Genomic DNA, 15,483 nt, shown 5'->3' with positions numbered 1-15,483 from the left:
GGCTTGTTCGCCCTTGCCCGGCTCGCCCGCGGCTTTCCCGCCCTGGCCCGGCCCGTACGCGGGAACGCCTTTCGCGCCCTTCGCCGACTCGCCCTCGGATTCCGCGTGATTCCCTGCCGCAGCACCGGATTCCGCGCGCGCGTTCGTCACGGAATCCGAGTTCCGCTGCCCAGCAGGGTTTTCCGGAGCCGGTTCCAGCCGCGAAACCGGGTCCGGCTCGGCGGCCGGGCCCGGTGGCGGGGTGTCGCTCACCCGCTCGTCGCGTTCCTCGCTCACCTGGCTCATCAGACCTCGAGCAGCTCGGCTTCCTTGTGTTTCACCAGCTCGTCGACCTGGTGCACGTAGGTGTCGGTGAGGTTCTGCAGCTCCTTCTCGGCGCGCGCGACCTCGTCCTCGCCCGCTTCGCCGTCCTTGGCGATGCGGTCGAGTTCTTCCTTGGCCTTGCGGCGGACACTGCGGATCGAGACGCGGGCGTCCTCGCCCTTGCCCTTCGCGACCTTCACCATCTCCTTGCGCCGCTCCTCGGTGAGCTGCGGGATGACGATGCGGATGACGTTGCCGTCGTTGCTCGGGTTGACGCCGAGGTCGGACTCGCGGATCGCCTTCTCGATGGCGTTCAGCTGCGTCTGGTCGTAAGGCTTGATCAACGCCATCCGGGCCTCCGGCACGTTGACGCTGGCCAGCTGGTTCAACGGGGTCGGCGCACCGTAGTACTCGACGACGATGCGGGAGAACATCGACGGGTGGGCCCGCCCGGTGCGCACCGACGTGAGGTCTTCCTTCGCGACGGACACCGCTTTTTCCATCTTCTCCTCGGCGTCGAGGAGGGTCTCGTCGATCACGGCTACTCCCGGTGTTGTGTTGTCGGACCTGAGCTTGATCCCAGCAGGTCTAGGCGGACGCCTCGTCGGCGGGGGTCGAGACCAGCGTGCCGATCCTCTCACCGCCCACCGCGCGGGCGATGTTGCCCTCGGTGAGCAGGTTGAACACGATGATCGGCATCTTGTTGTCCATGCAGAGGCTGAACGCGGTGGCGTCGGCGACCTTGAGGCCGCGCTCGAGCACCTCGCGGTGGCTGATCTCGGTGAACATCTTCGCGTCCGGATCGGTCTTCGGGTCCGCGGTGTAGACGCCGTCCACGGCCTTCGCCATCAGCACGGCTTCGCAGCCGAGTTCGAGCGCGCGCTGCGCGGCGGCGGTGTCGGTGGAGAAGTACGGCATGCCGACGCCGGCGCCGAAGATGACGACGCGGCCCTTCTCCAGGTGCCGTTCCGCACGGCGCGGGATGTAGGGCTCGGCGACCTGGCCCATCGTGATCGCGGTCTGCACGCGGGTCGGAAGGCCTTCCTTTTCGAGGAAGTCCTGCAGCGCGAGGCAGTTCATCACGGTGCCGAGCATCGCCATGTAGTCGGCGCGGTCGCGGTCCATGCCGCGCTGGGAGAGCTCCGCGCCGCGGAAATAGTTGCCGCCGCCGATCACCACCGCGATCTGCACCCCGGTGCGCGCGACGTCGGCGATCTGCTGGGCGACGGAGTGCACGACGTCGGGGTCGACGCCCACCGCGCCGCCGCCGAACATCTCGCCGCCCAGTTTCAGCAGCACCCGGCGGTACCCGCCCTCGACCCGGTCCTCACCCATGTCTGTCGCCTCCTGCCCCTCGGTAGACCCGACTGTGCCCCGTCCCCGATGCGCGGAGACGGGGCACAGTGCCAGAACCTAGTCCCAGTGCCTCGCTCAGGCCTGGCCGACCTCGAACCGGGCGAACCGGGTCAGGGTCACGCCGGCCTCGTCGAGCAGGGCCTTGACGGTCTTCTTGTTGTCCTTGACCGACGGCTGCTCGAGCAGCACGTTGTCCTTGTAGTACGCGTTGACCTTGCCCTCGATGATCTTCGGCAGCGCCTGCTCCGGCTTGCCTTCCTCGCGGGCGGTCTGCTCGGCGATGCGGCGCTCGTTCTCGATGATCTCGGCCGGCACCTCCTCGCGGGTCAGGTACTTCGCGCGCAGCGCGGCGACCTGCATCGCGGCGCCGCGGGCGGCGTCGGTGTCGTCACCGGTGAACTCGACCAGCACGCCGACGGCGGGCGGGAGGTCGGAGCCGCGGCGGTGCAGGTAGGTCGCGGTCTTGCCCTCGAACGACACCACGCGGCGCAGCTCGAGCTTCTCGCCGATGCGGGCCGACAGCTCCTGCACGACCTCGTTGACCGGCTTGCCGTCGAGGTCGGCGGCCTTCAGCGCCTCGACGTCGCTGGACTTCAGCGCCTTCGCGGTCTCGACGATCTTCGCCGCGAGCTGCTGGAAGTCGTCGTTCTTGGCGACGAAGTCGGTCTCCGAGTCGAGCTCGATCATGACGCCGCCGTCGCCGGCGACCAGGCCCTCGGCGGTGGCGCGCTCGGCGCGCTTGCCGACGTCCTTGGCGCCCTTGATGCGCAGGAACTCGACAGCCTTCTCGAAGTCGCCGTCGTTCTCCTCGAGGGCCTTCTTGCAGTCCATCATGCCCGCGCCGGTCATCTCGCGCAGGCGCTTCACGTCAGCGGCGGTGTAGTTCGCCATCGTGTTGAATCCGTCCGTTTCAGGTACGTGTGCGGTGAGCGCCGTCCGGGCGGCCCTGCGCGGACCGCCCGGACGGGGTGGATCAGGAGTTGGCCGGAGCCTGCTCGCCGGTCGCTTCCGCGGTTTCGGTCGCGGCGGTCTCGGTCGCGGCGGCGGCCTCGGTCGCGTCGGCGGCGGCGGTCTCCGAGCCCGCGAGGAGCTCCTTCTCCCACTCGGCCAGCGGCTCGTCCGAAGCACCGGTCTCCGGCTTGGCGTCGGCCGAGGCGCCGTTGCGGCCGGAACGGGCCATCAGCCCGGCCGCGGCGGCCTCGGCGACGACCTTCGTCAGCAGCGCGGCGGAACGGATCGCGTCGTCGTTGCCCGGGATCGGGTAGTCGACCTCGTCCGGGTCGCAGTTGGTGTCGAGGATCGCGACGACCGGGATGTTGAGCTTGCGAGCCTCGCCGACGGCGATGTGCTCCTTCTTGGTGTCGACGATCCACACCGCGGACGGCACCTTGGCCATGTCCCGGATGCCGCCCAGGGTCTTCTCAAGCTTGTCCTTCTCGCGGGTCAGCGTGAGGATCTCGCGCTTGGTCAGCCCGGTGAAGCCGCCGGTCTGCTCCTGGGCCTCGAGCTCCTTCAGGCGCAGAAGGCGCTTGTGGACGGTCTGGAAGTTGGTCAGCATGCCGCCGAGCCAGCGCTGGTTCACGTAGGGCATGCCCACGCGCGCGGCCTCGTTGGCGATCGCTTCCTGAGCCTGCTTCTTCGTGCCGACGAACATGATCGTGCCGCCGTGCGCGACGGTTTCCTTGATGAACTCGTACGCACGGTCGATGTACGTCAGCGTCTGCTGCAGGTCGATGATGTAGATGCCGTTGCGCTCGGTGAAGATGTAGCGCTTCATCTTCGGGTTCCACCGACGGGTCTGGTGCCCGAAGTGCACGCCGCTGTCGAGCAGCTGCTTCATGGTGACGACGGCCATTGCCGGAATCACACCTTCTCTGTAGTCGCGCGCTCCCGCTGTCGGTGTTCGATCCGCCCGCGGAGGCGCTGTTCCGGTTAGTCGCCCCCGACCGGGAGGTCGTGGGCCCTGGTGCAGCAGCCGATGCCCGGACCCGCGGGTTCGGCAGAGCGAAACCCCAGGGACCGCCGGACACCGTGCGCCCCTCCGTCCGGGTTCCCGCCGAAGCGGCCCGTCCGGGGACGCGCGCACGTGCACGCGAAGTCAGCCCAGCGAGTGGACTGCGGAATTGATTCTACCCCCTGCCACCAGGCCCGCCCCTGCGGGCGGCCTTCGCCCGGCCCGGGGTTGTCCACAACCCCGTCCGCCTGTGGACAACTGCCGCTGAACAGCGGGTTCCGGTCGGGCGGTGGCCGAGGATGGGGACATGACCACTACGCGATCTTTTCCCGTTGCCGCTGCTGCTTCCCGGACTGCCGATTCTCCTGCGACATCCTTGTTGCGCGCGCCTTCGGCGCCGAGTTCTTCGCCCGCTGCCGGTTCCCCCGCCGATTCCCGCGCGGCTCGCCCGCTGCATTCGCCCTCGACACCGGGCACTTCGCCCATCGTCGCCGCTGCGGCCGGCCCCACCGGCTCCCGCACCGCATCCCCGCTGCGCACGCCCTCGACACCGAGCCGGGCCAGTTCAACGCCCTCCCCTGTTCCTCGCCCGGACAGAGAAGCGAGCAGCCACGCCGGTCCCTCGCCGGTCCCGTCTCCCCCGGATTCGGCTCACCCAGTAGTCCTGGCGACCGCCGCCCTGCTCACCCAGCACCCACCTGCGGCCGCAGCCCTGCTGAGCCCGGACGACGCGGTCCCGCCCGGTACCTGGACGGGTTCTCTCCCTCGAAGCGGCCGTCACCGCAGACCACCCGCCAGACCGCCCAGAATCCGCACCGCGCTCCGCCGCGTCTGGGCCCGCGCGACGTCCGCCGCCGGCACCGCCAACCGTTACGCCCTCTTCGTCTCCCGTCGGCTCCTCCGTCCTGCCCGCCCCAGACCCGCGGCCCTCTTGCCGAGCATCCGGATCTCCCTGCCCTGCGATTTCAGCTGGGGGCATCCACCCCTGCGCTTGGCCGGGGCAGGCGGCGATCTCCCGCCGTTCAGCCGCAAAAGCACCACCCGAACGTGGCTGATCCTGGCGACGGTCTTGACCCTGTCGGCGGGCTCAGCCGCCCTCTTCCACTCCCGAGCCGACGCCGCGCCCCTCCAGCCCGTTCCGGAAGAACCCGGCCGCCTCGCCTGGCCTCTGACGCCCCGCCCGCACGTCACCCGCAACTTCGAACCGCCCGCGACCCCGTTCGGCCCAGGCCATCGAGGCGTAGACCTGGAAGCCGCCGCCGGACAGCAAGTACTGGCCGCGGACAGGGGAGTGGTGGTCTTCGCCGGTCAGGTCGCAGGCCAGGGAGTTGTCGCCGTAGACCACGACGGCGGCCTCCACACGACCTACCTCCCGATCGCCCCGGCAGTCGCCGCCGGAGACCAGGTCTACCGCGGACAGCCGCTGGGAACCGCGGCCCCAGGCCATCCCGGCTGCCCGACCGCCGTCTGCCTGCACTGGGGAGCCCGCCGCGACACGGAATACATCGACCCGCTCGCCTTGGTCGGCGCCCCCGGCCGGGTACGCCTCAAGCCGTGGGCAGAAGGCCCGTAACACCAAGGAGGCCCCCGCCTCTCGCCGGCCGATCGATCCGAAGGAGGTCATCAGGCTCAAACCACCGCCACGTCGACCGTGGCCCGCACCGAACGCACGCGAGCACCGGACAGCGTCGCGGCAAAGGCAGTCGCCATTGCGCCGGGTGCGGAACCGGGGTTCAGCCGCTGGGTTGCTCCATCAGCTTGGCGCGCAGCCGCATCACCGCGCGGGTGTGCAACTGGCTCACGCGGGATTCCGTGACGCCGAGGACCTTGCCGATTTCCGCCAGGGTCAGGCTTTCGAAGTAGTAGAGGCTGACGACGATCTTGTCCCGGTCGGTCAGCTGCGCGATGGCTTCGGCGAGCTGACGGCGGTTGTCCTGGTCCACGAGGACGGCCACCGGGTCGACCGCGCCGTCGTCGGGGAGGGTGTCGACCAGCGAGCCGGCGTCTTTGCCCGCGGCGACCAGGTCTTCCAGCGCCACCACGCTGGTGAGGCGGAGCTGGCCGTAAAAGTCGCGCAGATCGTCGAGGCTGATGCCCATTTCGCCGGCGAGTTCGGCGTCGGTCGGGGTTCGGTGCAGGCGGGCGCCGAGGCGCTCCAGCGCGCGGGCCGTTTCCTTCGCCTTGCTGCGCACCGCGCGCGGTACCCAGTCCTGGGAGCGGAGGTCGTCCAGGATGGCGCCCCGGATGCGTTGCATCGCGTACGTCTCGAAGCGCAGGCCGCGTTCCGGATCGAACTTCTCGATCGCGTCGACCAGCCCGAAAATGCCTGACTGCACAAGGTCGCCGACGTCTACGTGTGTCGGCAGACCGGTGCCGACCCGGCCCGCGACGTACTTCACCAGCGGTGCGTAGTGCAGCACCAGCCGGTCGCGCGACGTCTGGTCCGGTTTGTCGGCGAACTGCTGCCACAGCGCCTGAATCCCCGCGTCGACGTCCTGAACAGGACGACCGTCCCCGTTGACGGCGTCCTGCACGCCGGGGCGTTCCGCCCCGGCTTCCGTGACCTGCGACGTGGAAGTCATTGCACGGTCGTTCTCGGCGTGCTGCTCAGTGTGGTCTCCGTGCTCGTGCGGATGCGCGTGCGCCGGCGGTTCGGCCCTGCCGTCCCCGGCCGAGCCGCCGCCGGCCTCTTCAGGCCCGCGGGTGTGCTCGGTCATGGATCGCCTTCAGCCGATCGACGGTCACATGAGTGTAGAGCTGGGTCGTGGCCAGCGTAGCGTGACCAAGCAGTTCCTGAACGCTCCGGAGATCGGCACCTCCTTCGAGCAGATGCGTCGCGGCGGAATGCCTTAGCCCGTGCGGCCCCATGTCCGTTGCGCCCGGCACCGCGGCCACCGCCTCGTGCACCACGCGGCGCGCCGCGCGCGGGTCGAGGCGCTTGCCGCGAACGCCCAGGAAAAGCGCCGTCAACGGCGTTTCCCCAGCCAGCGCGGGCCGTCCGTCCTCCAGCCACGCGGTCAGCGCCTCGGCCGCCGGGACGCCGAACGGAACTGTCCGCTCCTTGTCTCCCTTGCCCACCACCGAAACCACGCGGCGGGAAAAGTCCACGCTGCCGACGTCCAGTCCGCACAACTCCGACACCCGAATGCCGGTTGCGTACAGCAATTCGACCAACGCGCGGTCACGCAGAGCGATCGGATCCCGTTCGGCTGCCCCTTTCGCGGAGGCGTCCATGAGCGCGTCGGCCTGTTCGGCACGGAGCACTCCGGGCAAGGTCCGGTGCGTGCGCGGCGCGGCCAGCCGACCGCCCGGGTCCGACTTCAGCAAACCGGTGCGGTGCGCCCAAGCCGTGAAGGTGCGCGCGGCCGCGGCGCGGCGCGCGAGGGTGGTGCGCCCGGCGCCATCCGAGCGCTGCCCCGCGAGCCACGCCCGCAGCTGCGTGACGTCCAAGTCCTCAAAGCGCCGCGCGGGACGGTCGCCCTCCCCCGCGGTCAGGAACGCCAACAGCGAAACGACGTCGCCGACGTACGCGCGCACGGTGTGCGGAGACAGCCCACGCTCCAACGACAGATGCCGTTCGTAACCGGCCACCACCGACTCGGCGGACTCCGGCAATTCGGCGCGAAGTGCACGAAGATCGGGTCGTGGCGGGCGTTTCCGGTGTCCACCGGGACGCGGGACCGCGTCCTTGCGTGCACTCGCTGACGGCATGGCGATTACGCTGCGCGAACCATCGCCATTGGTCAAGCATCGCCACGCCCATCATCGGTTGGCCGTTCGGACGATCTGCCGCCAGCCGGTCTCGCCGCGCACCGCGAAGCCGTCGATTTCCAGTGCGGGCAACAAGGCGCGAACTCGGGAAACGGGCACTCCAGCGCTTTCCGCGACCTCCTCCGGAGCCCGGCCGGCCCGGGGAAGCAGCGCGTCGTAGACCCGTGACGCCTCCGGACCGAGATTGTCCGTGGGCCGCCGATGTGGCTCAACGGCCGGAGCCGCGGCGCCGAACCGGCCCACGGTCTCGAGCACCTCGTCAACTGACGTGACCAATGTGGCCTTGCAGTCCCGGATCAGCGCGTGGCAACCGGCTGAACTGCCCGAATGCACTGATCCCGGCAACGCCATCACGACCTTGCCGAGCGCGCCCGCGATCGTGGCGGTGTTGCGCGCACCGCTGCGGATCCCGGCCTCCACAACGACTGTGCCGTCGGTAAGGCCTGCGATAAGGCGGTTGCGCACCAGAAATCGATGGCGCGCGGGCGGCGTCTTCGGCGCGTACTCGCTGACGATCGCGCCGCCCTCGCCGACGATGCGGTCCAACAAGCCGCTGTTCCCCACGGGATAGGAATAGTCAACTGCGCAACCGAGCAGCGCGACAGTGACTCCGCCGCCACTGAGCGCACCTCGATGGGCGGCGGCGTCGATGCCCAGCGCGGCACCGGAGAAGACCGGTACTTGGCGGATCGCCAAGGCGTGGCCGATCTCGAGGGCGTTGTGCAGGCCGTAGTCCGTGGCCATCCGCGCGCCGACGACCGCCACCGCACGGTCCGCGACTTCGGCCAGGCTCGCGTCGCCGCGCACCCAGAGTCCGAGCGGCGCCGCCACGTGCTTCACGCCGTTTCCGGCTGCTACCGCCAGCGACAGCAGCGGCCACGCGGGCCATTCGTGGTCTTCGGGAACCACGAGCCGGGCACCGGCTTTGGCGGCCTCCTCAAGATCTCGTTCCGCGACCGTGGATTCCCGCCGTGCGGCCGTTTCGCGGAAAACCTTCTCAGGACAGTCCCCCGCCCGGACCCGTTCCGCGGCCTTGACCGGGCCGTGTTCGCCGACGAACTCCAGCAGGTGCGGCGCCGGTGGTTCAGCGACGCCGAGCAGATACGCGCGGGCGAGCCGTTCGGAGTCGGTCGCCGCTGTGGTGTCCTCGACGGCCACGCTCACGCCGCACCTCTTCGGCCACCAGGGTTTTCGGAGCGGACGACGGCGAGGTGGCGGTGCAGCGCCAACCGTTCTCGGACCCGGACCGGATCGTGTTCGGGGCGGATTTCCCGGCGCCGGACCGGATGCAGATGCCGGACGATCTTGTGCTGCGGCGTCTTCGGCCTGCGGTGCCGGGTGCGCTGGGACGAGGACGGGACGGCTCGGTCGGACATGGTGCTTTCCTTTCGTCGGAGGTTCCGGACGGGCGGGTTTGCCTGGCCGGGTTGGGACATCTGGTCGGGCTCCAGCGGGCTGGGGCGGGCAGGTTTCGGGCTCGCTGCAGGCACAGCGCGTGTGGCCGTCGGTCTGACGGTCTCGGTGCACGGCTGAGCAGGCATCAGAACCGCCGCGGTCGGGCCGTCCGCCGAGGCGACGCTCAGCGGCGCGGTTCCGATGACGTCCGCCACGTGGCATCGGCCTGACGGCGCCGGGCAGGATGCGCTCGCCCGTGTCGGCGTGAGCCTCCGGAGGCGAGGGCATCGCGAACGGCTTCGAGCTGATCCGGTCGGGACGGACCGTCCGTCCGTCCGGGGCTGGAGTTGCCGTGGATTCGGCGCGCGGGGTCGGTCAGCCGGTTTTGCGTTCCCGGAAGTCCAGGGCTGCGGTGACGTGGTCGGCGTCGGGTTGGGGCAGGGCTGCCAGATCGGCCAAAGTCCAGGCGATGCGCAGGCATCTGTCGGCTCCCCGGGCGGTCAGCAAACCCCGGTCGAGGGCTCGGTCCAGGACTGCGGTGGCGGGTGGCGGCAGGGCGAAGTCTCGGCGCAGGACGGGGCCAGGGACTTCGGTGTTGGATTGCCAGCCGTGTTCGTGCCAGCGGTGTTTGGCTCGGTCGCGGGCGGCTTGTACTCGGGCTCGGACGGTCGAGGACGGTTCGGGGGTGGTGGATTGGTGGGCGGAGATCGCGGTCAGGGGGCGTAGGCGGACGCGGAGGTCTACTCGGTCCAGGAGAGGGCCGGAGAGGCGCGACAGGTAGCGGCGGCGAGTGGTTACTGAGCAGGTGCAGTCGGTTTCCCGGGGTGGCGCGCAGGGGCAGGGGTTGGTGGCCAGGACCAGTTGGAACTGGGCGGGATAGCGGACGACGCCCTTCGCGCGGGCGATGCGGACTTCGCCTTCCTCCATGACGGTGCGGAGCGAGTCGAGGCGTTGGTTGCCGAATTCGCAGGCCTCGTCCAGGAAAAGCACACCTCGGTGGGCCCGGCTGATGGCGCCGGGAGCGGCCAGGCCGGTGCCGCCGCCGATGAGGGCCGGGGGGCTGATCGAGTGGTGTGGGGCGACGAAAGGCGGGACTGTCACCAGGGGCGACGACTTGGACAGGGAGCCGTCTACCGAGTGGATGGCGGTTACTTCCAGGGACTCGGCTGGAGAGAGATCCGGCAGCAGGCCGGGGAGGCGTCTGGCCAGCATGCTTTTGCCGACGCCGGGCGGGCCGGCGAGCAGGAGGTGGTGGCCGCCTGCTGCGGCGACTTCCAGGGCCCATCTGGCTTCTGGCTGGCCTACTACGTCGGCCAGGTCGGGGACTTCCGCGGGGGCGGCGACCGTGGGAGCGGCGGGGAGTTCCAGGTCGGCTTCGTCTTTGAGCCAGGCGATCAGTTCGGCCAGGCGGGTTACTCCGGAGACTTCCAAGCCGTCCACCAAGGCGGCTTCGACCAACGACTCAGTGGGCACTACGGCGCGTTCGTGGCCTGCGGCTTTGGCGGCCAGCAGACCGGGAAGGACGCCGCGTACCGGGCGGATTCGGCCGTCCAAGGCCAGTTCGCCGAGGAGGATCGTGTGCAGGAGTTTCCTGGCTGGAACGGCGCCGATGGCCGCCAGGACAGCGGCGGCGATGCCCAGGTCGTAGCCCGAGCCCATTTTGGGCAGGTTGGCTGGGGAGAGGGCCAGCGTGATCTTGCCGTCCGGCCAGGATTGGCCGGAGTTGCGGACTGCGGAGCGGACTCGGTCTTTCGCCTCGCGGAGGCCGGCGTCGGGCAGGCCGACCAGGGTTACTCGGCTCAGGCCGCCGCCTAGGTCGGCTTCGATTTCCACTACCCGGCCTTCGATGCCGAGCAATGCGACGGACCAGGTTTTGGCGTGCGGCATCAGAAAGCACCTATCAGGTGCCGGACGACGGGCTCTTCGCCGTCGGGAGCGTAGACAGTCACGACGTCATAGCGGATGCGGCACCAGCCGACCCGGTGTTCCTTGAGCCAGCGCATGGCGGCTCGGTGGACGCGGTCGATCTTGTCCGGCGTGACGGATTCGGCCGGGGTGCCGTATTCGGTGCTGGAGCGGGTTTTGACTTCGCAGAAGATCACCCGGTCGCCTTCGGAAAGGACCAGGTCCAGCTCGCCCTCGCGGCAGTGCCAGTTCCGGCTGAGCAGGACCATGCCGGCGGCCTGGAGATGCCGGGCGGCGAGGTCCTCGCCCCAGCGGCCGAACGTCCGGCGCCAGGCCGCGCCAGGGTGCGGGCCGTCGTTCATGGTGTCCCCCTCGGACAGCGCGAGCACCGTCGATCACGGTGCGTGTGTTGTCACGATCGCAGCGTGATCAAACCCAGCGCCAGGGGGATCCGGAGCAGCTGTGGATAACCCGGGGGTTGTGGATCAGAACTGGTCTGAGGAGGTGAGAGCCAGGTGGATTGTCAGTGTGGTGTGCGGGGGGGAGAGAACGACGAAGGCCACCCGGGCGAAGTGCCGGGTGGCCTCGTGGCGAAAGCAAGCAGTGGGGTCAGCCCGAGAACGGGCCGTCCTCGGGGAGCCGCAGGTCGGGTTTGTCGAGTTCTTCGACGTTGACGTCCTTGAAGGTGATGACCCGGACGTGCTTCACGAACCGGGCGGGGCGGTACATGTCCCACACCCAGGCGTCCGACATGCGCACCTCGAAGTACACCTCGCCGCCGCCGTCGCGGACCTGCACGTCCACCGCGTTGGCCAGGTAGAACCGCCGCTCGGTCTCCACCACGTACGAGAACTGGCCCACTATGTCGCGGTACTCGCGGTACAGCGAGAGCTCCATCTCGGTCTCGTACTTCTCGAGATCCTCTGCGCTCATGAAATCCGCGCCCCTCCTCGCGTTCGTCCTGCTCCGGCGGCGGAGCGTTCATTCTTACCCACCGAGCGGCCCGGGGCACGGACCGGCCCGCCCGCTTTTTCCAGGGCATTCTCCAGTGCAGCGTAGGTGAGCACGACCGGATGCGGGGCAGTGAGTCCGTGCGCGAGGGCGACAGTGGCGACATTCGTGTAGGACCAGCGGTGCACCGGGCTCGGGCCGTGCTCACTCAGCGCAGCCAGATGGTCCGAGGTGCTGTAGCCCTTGTGCACGTCGAAGCCGTATGCCGGCAACTCTTCGTGCAGGCCGGCCATGATCCGGTCCCTCGTCACCTTCGCCAGGACCGACGCCGCCGCGATGCTCGCGACGCTGCGGTCTCCCTTGATCACCGCGACATTCGGCGCGGGAATGCCGGGAACGGGGAAACCGTCGGTGAGGACGTAGCCGGGATGGGTGCGCAGTCCGGCGACGGCGCGGCGCATGCCTTCCAGGTTCATCACCCGGATGCCGAGCAGGTCCACCTGCTCGGAAGGAATGACGATCACCGAGTAGTCGAGGGCGCGTTGCAGAACCCGGTCGTAAACCCGGTCCCGGGCCTTCGCGGTGAGCATTTTCGAATCGGTCAGCTCGGGCAGGCGCGCACCGTCGCCGGGACGGAGCACGCAGGACGCCACCACAAGCGGGCCCGCGCAGGCTCCGGCACCGGCTTCGTCCACGCCGGCGACCGGGCCGAGGCCGCGTCGTTCGAGTGCGCCTTGCAGACCCCAGAACAGCTCGCCGCGCACCACAGCACGCGGCGGGCGCAGCGGTTCTGCCGGAGTGCGGGGAGGAGGGAGAGTCACCGAAACACCACCCGGGAGTCGCGGACGACGGAGCGCACCGCTTACCGTCTCCGGCCGGCCGCCTTGCGGAGGCCTGCCTTCAACCGGCGTCCGACGAAGAGCGTCGGCACCGCGGTGGCGAAACCGATGCCGAGCGGCAGCCCCTGCTGCCACGCGGGTGCGCCGAGCGCGACCGGCTGGGCGTTCTCCTGCGGATTGTGGTCCGAGATCCCGCCCCAGCGGCTCGGCGGCAGCACGATCACGCGGGCCTTGCCGATGACGTCGTCGACCGGCACCGCGCCGTTCGGTCCGCCGCCGCCCTGATAGCGCGAGTCGGCGGAGTTGTTGCGGTTGTCGCCCATCACCCAGAGCGCGCCCTGCGGGACCTTCACCGGGGCGAACGGCTCCTGCACGCGGTGGTGGTCGTCTTCCCAGTGGATGTAGGGCTCGTCGAGGGCCTTGCCGTCGACGATCACCCGGTTGCGGTCGTCGCAGCACTGGACGGTCTGGCCGCCGGTGGCGATGACGCGCTTGACGAAGTCCCGCTCGTCCGGCGGCGCGAAGCCGACCAGCGAGCCGAGGCCGCGCAGCGCGCGCACGACGATGTTGCTCGACTCCTGCGGCGCGATCTCGTTCTCGGTCCACGCGGGCGGGCCCTTGAACACGATCACGTCCCCCGGGGAGGGGTCAGTGAAGTCGTAAGTGACGCGATCGACCAGGATCCGGTCGCCGGTGCAGCTCGGGCAGCCGTGCAGCGTGGACTCCATGGACCCCGACGGGATCATGTAGACCTTGGCGAGGAACGCCTGGATCAGGATCGTGAGCACCAGGGCGATCACGATCAGGATCGGCAGTTCCTTCCAGAACGACCGCTTTTTCGAGGACTTGCCCCGCCGGTGCGACCCCCGACGCCCGCCGGACCGTTCCTGGTCCTCGTCCGGGCGTTCGGGGCCGTCCTCATCGGCGTTCCGCGACACAGGTTCGACCACGTCGCCAGGCTACCGGTAACCGGCTCGTCACTCAGGAGGCGGAGGTGGTCTCGCGGTTCTCGCGGCGCTCCTTGATCTTGGCCTTCTTGCCGCGCAGCTCGCGCAGGTAGTACAGCTTCGCCCGGCGGACGTCGCCGCGCTTGAAGACCTCGACCTCGGCCAGGTTCGGCGAGTGCACCGGGAAGGTGCGCTCGACGCCGACGCCGAACGAAACCTTGCGCACGGTGAAGGTCTCCCGGATGCCGCCGCCCTGACGGCGGATCACGACGCCCTGGAAGACCTGGTTGCGCTCGCGGTTGCCCTCGATGACGCGGACGTGCACCTTGAGCGTGTCGCCGGGGCGGAAGTCCGGGATGTCGGAACGCAGTGACTGCGCGTCCAGCGCGTCCAGGGTGTTCATCGGTGGTCCGTCCTCGTATTCGTGTGGCTTACGTACAGCTTGAGCGCACAGTCAAAGTCACTGTGACTAACCCAGGGCTGATGGCATTCACGGTTGGCTTCGCGGTACTTGACATCCGCCTGAGGCGCATGTCAAGAACAAAGCGTCACACCAACTGATTCATTATGGCAGAGGCCCCCGGAGACCTCGCACGGGGCCTATCCGGGCTGGTCGTCCAGCCCGTCGAGCACCTCGCGGTCCCGTTTGTCCAGGCTCCCCTCGGGCAGCTGGGCCAGCAGATCCGGCCGCCGCCGCGCGGTGCGTTCCAGCGCCTGGTCGCGCCGCCAGCGGTCGATGAGCGCGTGGTTGCCCGAGCGCAGCACGTCCGGAACCGCCAGGTCGCGCCACACCTCCGGGCGGGTGTAGCTGGGGCCTTCGAGCAGGCCGTCGGAGAACGAGTCCTCGGCAGCCGACCGTGCGTTGCCGAGCACGCCGGGCAGCAGCCGGACCACGGCCTCGACGATCACCAGCACCGCGGCCTCGCCGCCGACCAGCACATAGTCGCCGATCGAGACCTCGTCGACCGGCATCCGGCGGGCCGCGTCGTCGACGACCCGCTGGTCGATGCCCTCGTAGCGGCCGCAGGCGAACACCAGATGCTTTTCCGCGGCGTAGGAGTGCGCCAGCTCCTGGGTGAACGGCTTGCCCGCCGGGGTCGGGACCACGAGCCGGGTCCCGTCGCCGCACACGTCGTCCAGCGCCGGGCCCCAGATCTGCGGCTTCATGACCATGCCGGGGCCGCCGCCGTACGGCGCGTCGTCGACCGCGCGGTGCACGTCATGGGTCCAGTCGCGCAGGTCGTGCACGCCGACCTCGATGAGGCCGCGGTCGATCGCCCGGCCCAGCAGCGCGGCGCGCAGCGGGTCGAGGTACTCGGGGAAAATGGTGACGACGTCGATGCGCAAGCGGTTACCAGTTCCAGTACTCGGTGGCCTCGGCGTGCCACGGGCTCGGGACGTCCTGGTCGATCGCGAAGGCCATGCCGAGCCCCTTCGCGATCTTGATGCTGCGGTGCAGGGTCTTGCGGATCGGCGACCCGGCGGGCAGCCCGTTGTCGTCCGACCAGGTCTCGGTCTGCGTGACGCAGGTGCGCGCTCCGAAACGGGCGTTCGAGCACGGAGCCGGCGCGCCCCACGTCTGCAGGTGCTCGAAGTGGACGACCTTGCCCGAGCTCTTCTCGGTGATCGTCCCGCGCGCGACGAGCCGGTAGTCGGTGGACGGCACGGTCCAGCGCACGTAGTGCTGGCGGCCGCCGTCGGACGGGATCGGCGTGCAGGTGGAGCCGGTGCACACGGATTCTTCGGTGACCCGCTCCGTGTAGTACGTGCCGTTGCCGTCCCAGCCGTCGATCAGCACCCAGTCGCCCGAGCGGACGAAGTGCTCGGCGGTCGCGGGCGGCCACGTGACCGGGTCGCCCCAGGTGATCTGCGATTCGGTGGCCGACTGCGGAGACCAGGCCCACTGGAACGCCTTCTCCCCCGGCGGCGCGTACTGGCCGGCGCTGCGCTGGAACATCAGCGAAAAGTCGCCGTACACCGGCGAAGCGGCCTGCGCGGACGGCGCGGCGAAAGCGGTGGCCAGAACGGCTGCGAAGACAGCCTTCGTCCAGAACTTCACGAG

17 protein-coding genes are annotated in these 15,483 nt (G+C 69.6%); 1 reads left to right on the top strand and 16 read right to left on the bottom strand.

The window, feature by feature from the left end; all coding sequences use genetic code 11:
- Positions 1-284: 284 nt before the first annotated feature.
- From frr to rpsB, 4 genes are all read right to left on the bottom strand, one after another.
- The gene (gene frr, locus H4281_RS37860; RefSeq protein WP_037810317.1) at positions 285-842 is read right to left on the bottom strand and encodes a ribosome recycling factor; all 558 of its coding nucleotides are present in this window, start codon (positions 840-842) and stop codon (positions 285-287) included.
- 49 nt (positions 843-891) lie between these two features.
- Positions 892-1,638: a UMP kinase gene (gene pyrH, locus H4281_RS37855; RefSeq protein ID WP_037366649.1), complete on the bottom strand. Its 747-nt coding sequence runs from the start codon at positions 1,636-1,638 to the stop codon at positions 892-894.
- Between the two features lie 96 nt (positions 1,639-1,734).
- On the bottom strand, positions 1,735-2,550 hold the full coding sequence (gene tsf, locus H4281_RS37850; RefSeq protein ID WP_067589176.1) for a translation elongation factor Ts: 816 nt from the start codon (positions 2,548-2,550) through the stop codon (positions 1,735-1,737).
- Positions 2,551-2,632: 82 nt separating this feature from the next.
- Entirely contained in the window at positions 2,633-3,514 is an 882-nt protein-coding gene (rpsB, locus tag H4281_RS37845; RefSeq protein ID WP_182895655.1) for a 30S ribosomal protein S2, read from the bottom strand.
- 1,156 nt (positions 3,515-4,670) lie between these two features.
- On the opposite strand from rpsB, the gene H4281_RS45955 reads away from it, so the two are divergent.
- A complete protein-coding gene (locus tag H4281_RS45955; RefSeq protein WP_376772008.1) occupies positions 4,671-5,186 on the top strand; it encodes a murein hydrolase activator EnvC family protein in 516 nt (171 codons plus the stop codon).
- 160 nt (positions 5,187-5,346) lie between these two features.
- On the opposite strand, the gene H4281_RS37835 is transcribed toward H4281_RS45955, so the two are convergent.
- The 12 genes from H4281_RS37835 to H4281_RS37780 all read right to left on the bottom strand — a co-directional run bounded on the left by H4281_RS37835 (position 5,347) and on the right by H4281_RS37780 (position 15,480).
- A complete protein-coding gene (locus H4281_RS37835; RefSeq protein WP_182895654.1) occupies positions 5,347-6,330 on the bottom strand; it encodes a FliA/WhiG family RNA polymerase sigma factor in 984 nt (327 codons plus the stop codon).
- Positions 6,305-7,324: a tyrosine recombinase XerC gene (locus tag H4281_RS37830; RefSeq protein ID WP_246412606.1), complete on the bottom strand. Its 1,020-nt coding sequence runs from the start codon at positions 7,322-7,324 to the stop codon at positions 6,305-6,307. The genes H4281_RS37835 and H4281_RS37830 overlap by 26 nt, the downstream gene beginning before the upstream one ends.
- A 51-nt stretch (positions 7,325-7,375) precedes the next feature.
- The gene (dprA, locus tag H4281_RS37825) at positions 7,376-8,548 is read right to left on the bottom strand and encodes a DNA-processing protein DprA (RefSeq protein WP_182895653.1); all 1,173 of its coding nucleotides are present in this window, start codon (positions 8,546-8,548) and stop codon (positions 7,376-7,378) included.
- Positions 8,545-8,760, bottom strand: coding sequence for a hypothetical protein (locus H4281_RS37820; protein WP_182895652.1), 216 nt, complete (start codon positions 8,758-8,760; stop codon positions 8,545-8,547). The genes dprA and H4281_RS37820 overlap by 4 nt, the downstream gene beginning before the upstream one ends.
- A 394-nt stretch (positions 8,761-9,154) precedes the next feature.
- Positions 9,155-10,666 (bottom strand): YifB family Mg chelatase-like AAA ATPase, encoded by a 1,512-nt coding sequence (locus H4281_RS37815; RefSeq protein WP_182895651.1) that lies wholly within the window; start codon positions 10,664-10,666, stop codon positions 9,155-9,157.
- On the bottom strand, positions 10,666-11,046 hold the full coding sequence (locus H4281_RS37810; protein WP_182895650.1) for a YraN family protein: 381 nt from the start codon (positions 11,044-11,046) through the stop codon (positions 10,666-10,668). Before H4281_RS37810 ends, H4281_RS37815 begins: the two co-directional genes overlap by 1 nt.
- 247 nt (positions 11,047-11,293) lie before the next feature.
- A complete protein-coding gene (locus H4281_RS37805) occupies positions 11,294-11,617 on the bottom strand; it encodes a DUF2469 domain-containing protein (protein ID WP_003096226.1) in 324 nt (107 codons plus the stop codon).
- Positions 11,614-12,402: a ribonuclease HII gene (locus H4281_RS37800; RefSeq protein WP_182895714.1), complete on the bottom strand. Its 789-nt coding sequence runs from the start codon at positions 12,400-12,402 to the stop codon at positions 11,614-11,616. Before H4281_RS37800 ends, H4281_RS37805 begins: the two co-directional genes overlap by 4 nt.
- 95 nt (positions 12,403-12,497) lie before the next feature.
- On the bottom strand, positions 12,498-13,424 hold the full coding sequence (gene lepB, locus H4281_RS37795; RefSeq protein WP_182895649.1) for a signal peptidase I: 927 nt from the start codon (positions 13,422-13,424) through the stop codon (positions 12,498-12,500).
- 31 nt (positions 13,425-13,455) lie between these two features.
- Entirely contained in the window at positions 13,456-13,824 is a 369-nt protein-coding gene (gene rplS, locus H4281_RS37790; RefSeq protein WP_009074470.1) for a 50S ribosomal protein L19, read from the bottom strand.
- A 197-nt stretch (positions 13,825-14,021) separates the two neighbouring features.
- Positions 14,022-14,768, bottom strand: a complete 747-nt coding sequence (trmD, locus tag H4281_RS37785) for a tRNA (guanosine(37)-N1)-methyltransferase TrmD (protein WP_182895648.1) — start codon at positions 14,766-14,768, stop codon at positions 14,022-14,024.
- Positions 14,769-14,772: 4 nt separating this feature from the next.
- Positions 14,773-15,480, bottom strand: a complete 708-nt coding sequence (locus tag H4281_RS37780) for a hypothetical protein (RefSeq protein WP_182895647.1) — start codon at positions 15,478-15,480, stop codon at positions 14,773-14,775.
- Positions 15,481-15,483 lie beyond the last annotated feature (3 nt).

Source organism: Amycolatopsis dendrobii, assembly GCF_014145675.1.
GTDB lineage: Bacteria > Actinomycetota > Actinomycetes > Mycobacteriales > Pseudonocardiaceae > Amycolatopsis > Amycolatopsis dendrobii.
This window is presented reverse-complemented; position numbering and strand designations above follow the sequence as displayed.

Excerpts from the sequence above, each read along its gene's own strand:
- H4281_RS37810 (WP_182895650.1), bottom strand. The coding sequence starts at position 11,046 with ATGAACGACGGCCCGCACCCTGGCGCGGCCTGGCGCCGGACGTTCGGC.
- tsf (WP_067589176.1), bottom strand. The coding sequence starts at position 2,550 with ATGGCGAACTACACCGCCGCTGACGTGAAGCGCCTGCGCGAGATGACC.
- rplS (WP_009074470.1), bottom strand. The coding sequence starts at position 13,824 with ATGAACACCCTGGACGCGCTGGACGCGCAGTCACTGCGTTCCGACATC.
- H4281_RS37835 (WP_182895654.1), bottom strand. The coding sequence starts at position 6,330 with ATGACCGAGCACACCCGCGGGCCTGAAGAGGCCGGCGGCGGCTCGGCC.
- H4281_RS37815 (WP_182895651.1), bottom strand. The coding sequence starts at position 10,666 with ATGCCGCACGCCAAAACCTGGTCCGTCGCATTGCTCGGCATCGAAGGC.
- rpsB (WP_182895655.1), bottom strand. The coding sequence starts at position 3,514 with ATGGCCGTCGTCACCATGAAGCAGCTGCTCGACAGCGGCGTGCACTTC.
- pyrH (WP_037366649.1), bottom strand. The coding sequence starts at position 1,638 with ATGGGTGAGGACCGGGTCGAGGGCGGGTACCGCCGGGTGCTGCTGAAA.
- H4281_RS37830 (WP_246412606.1), bottom strand. The coding sequence starts at position 7,324 with ATGCCGTCAGCGAGTGCACGCAAGGACGCGGTCCCGCGTCCCGGTGGA.
- H4281_RS37805 (WP_003096226.1), bottom strand. The coding sequence starts at position 11,617 with ATGAGCGCAGAGGATCTCGAGAAGTACGAGACCGAGATGGAGCTCTCG.
- H4281_RS37820 (WP_182895652.1), bottom strand. The coding sequence starts at position 8,760 with ATGTCCGACCGAGCCGTCCCGTCCTCGTCCCAGCGCACCCGGCACCGC.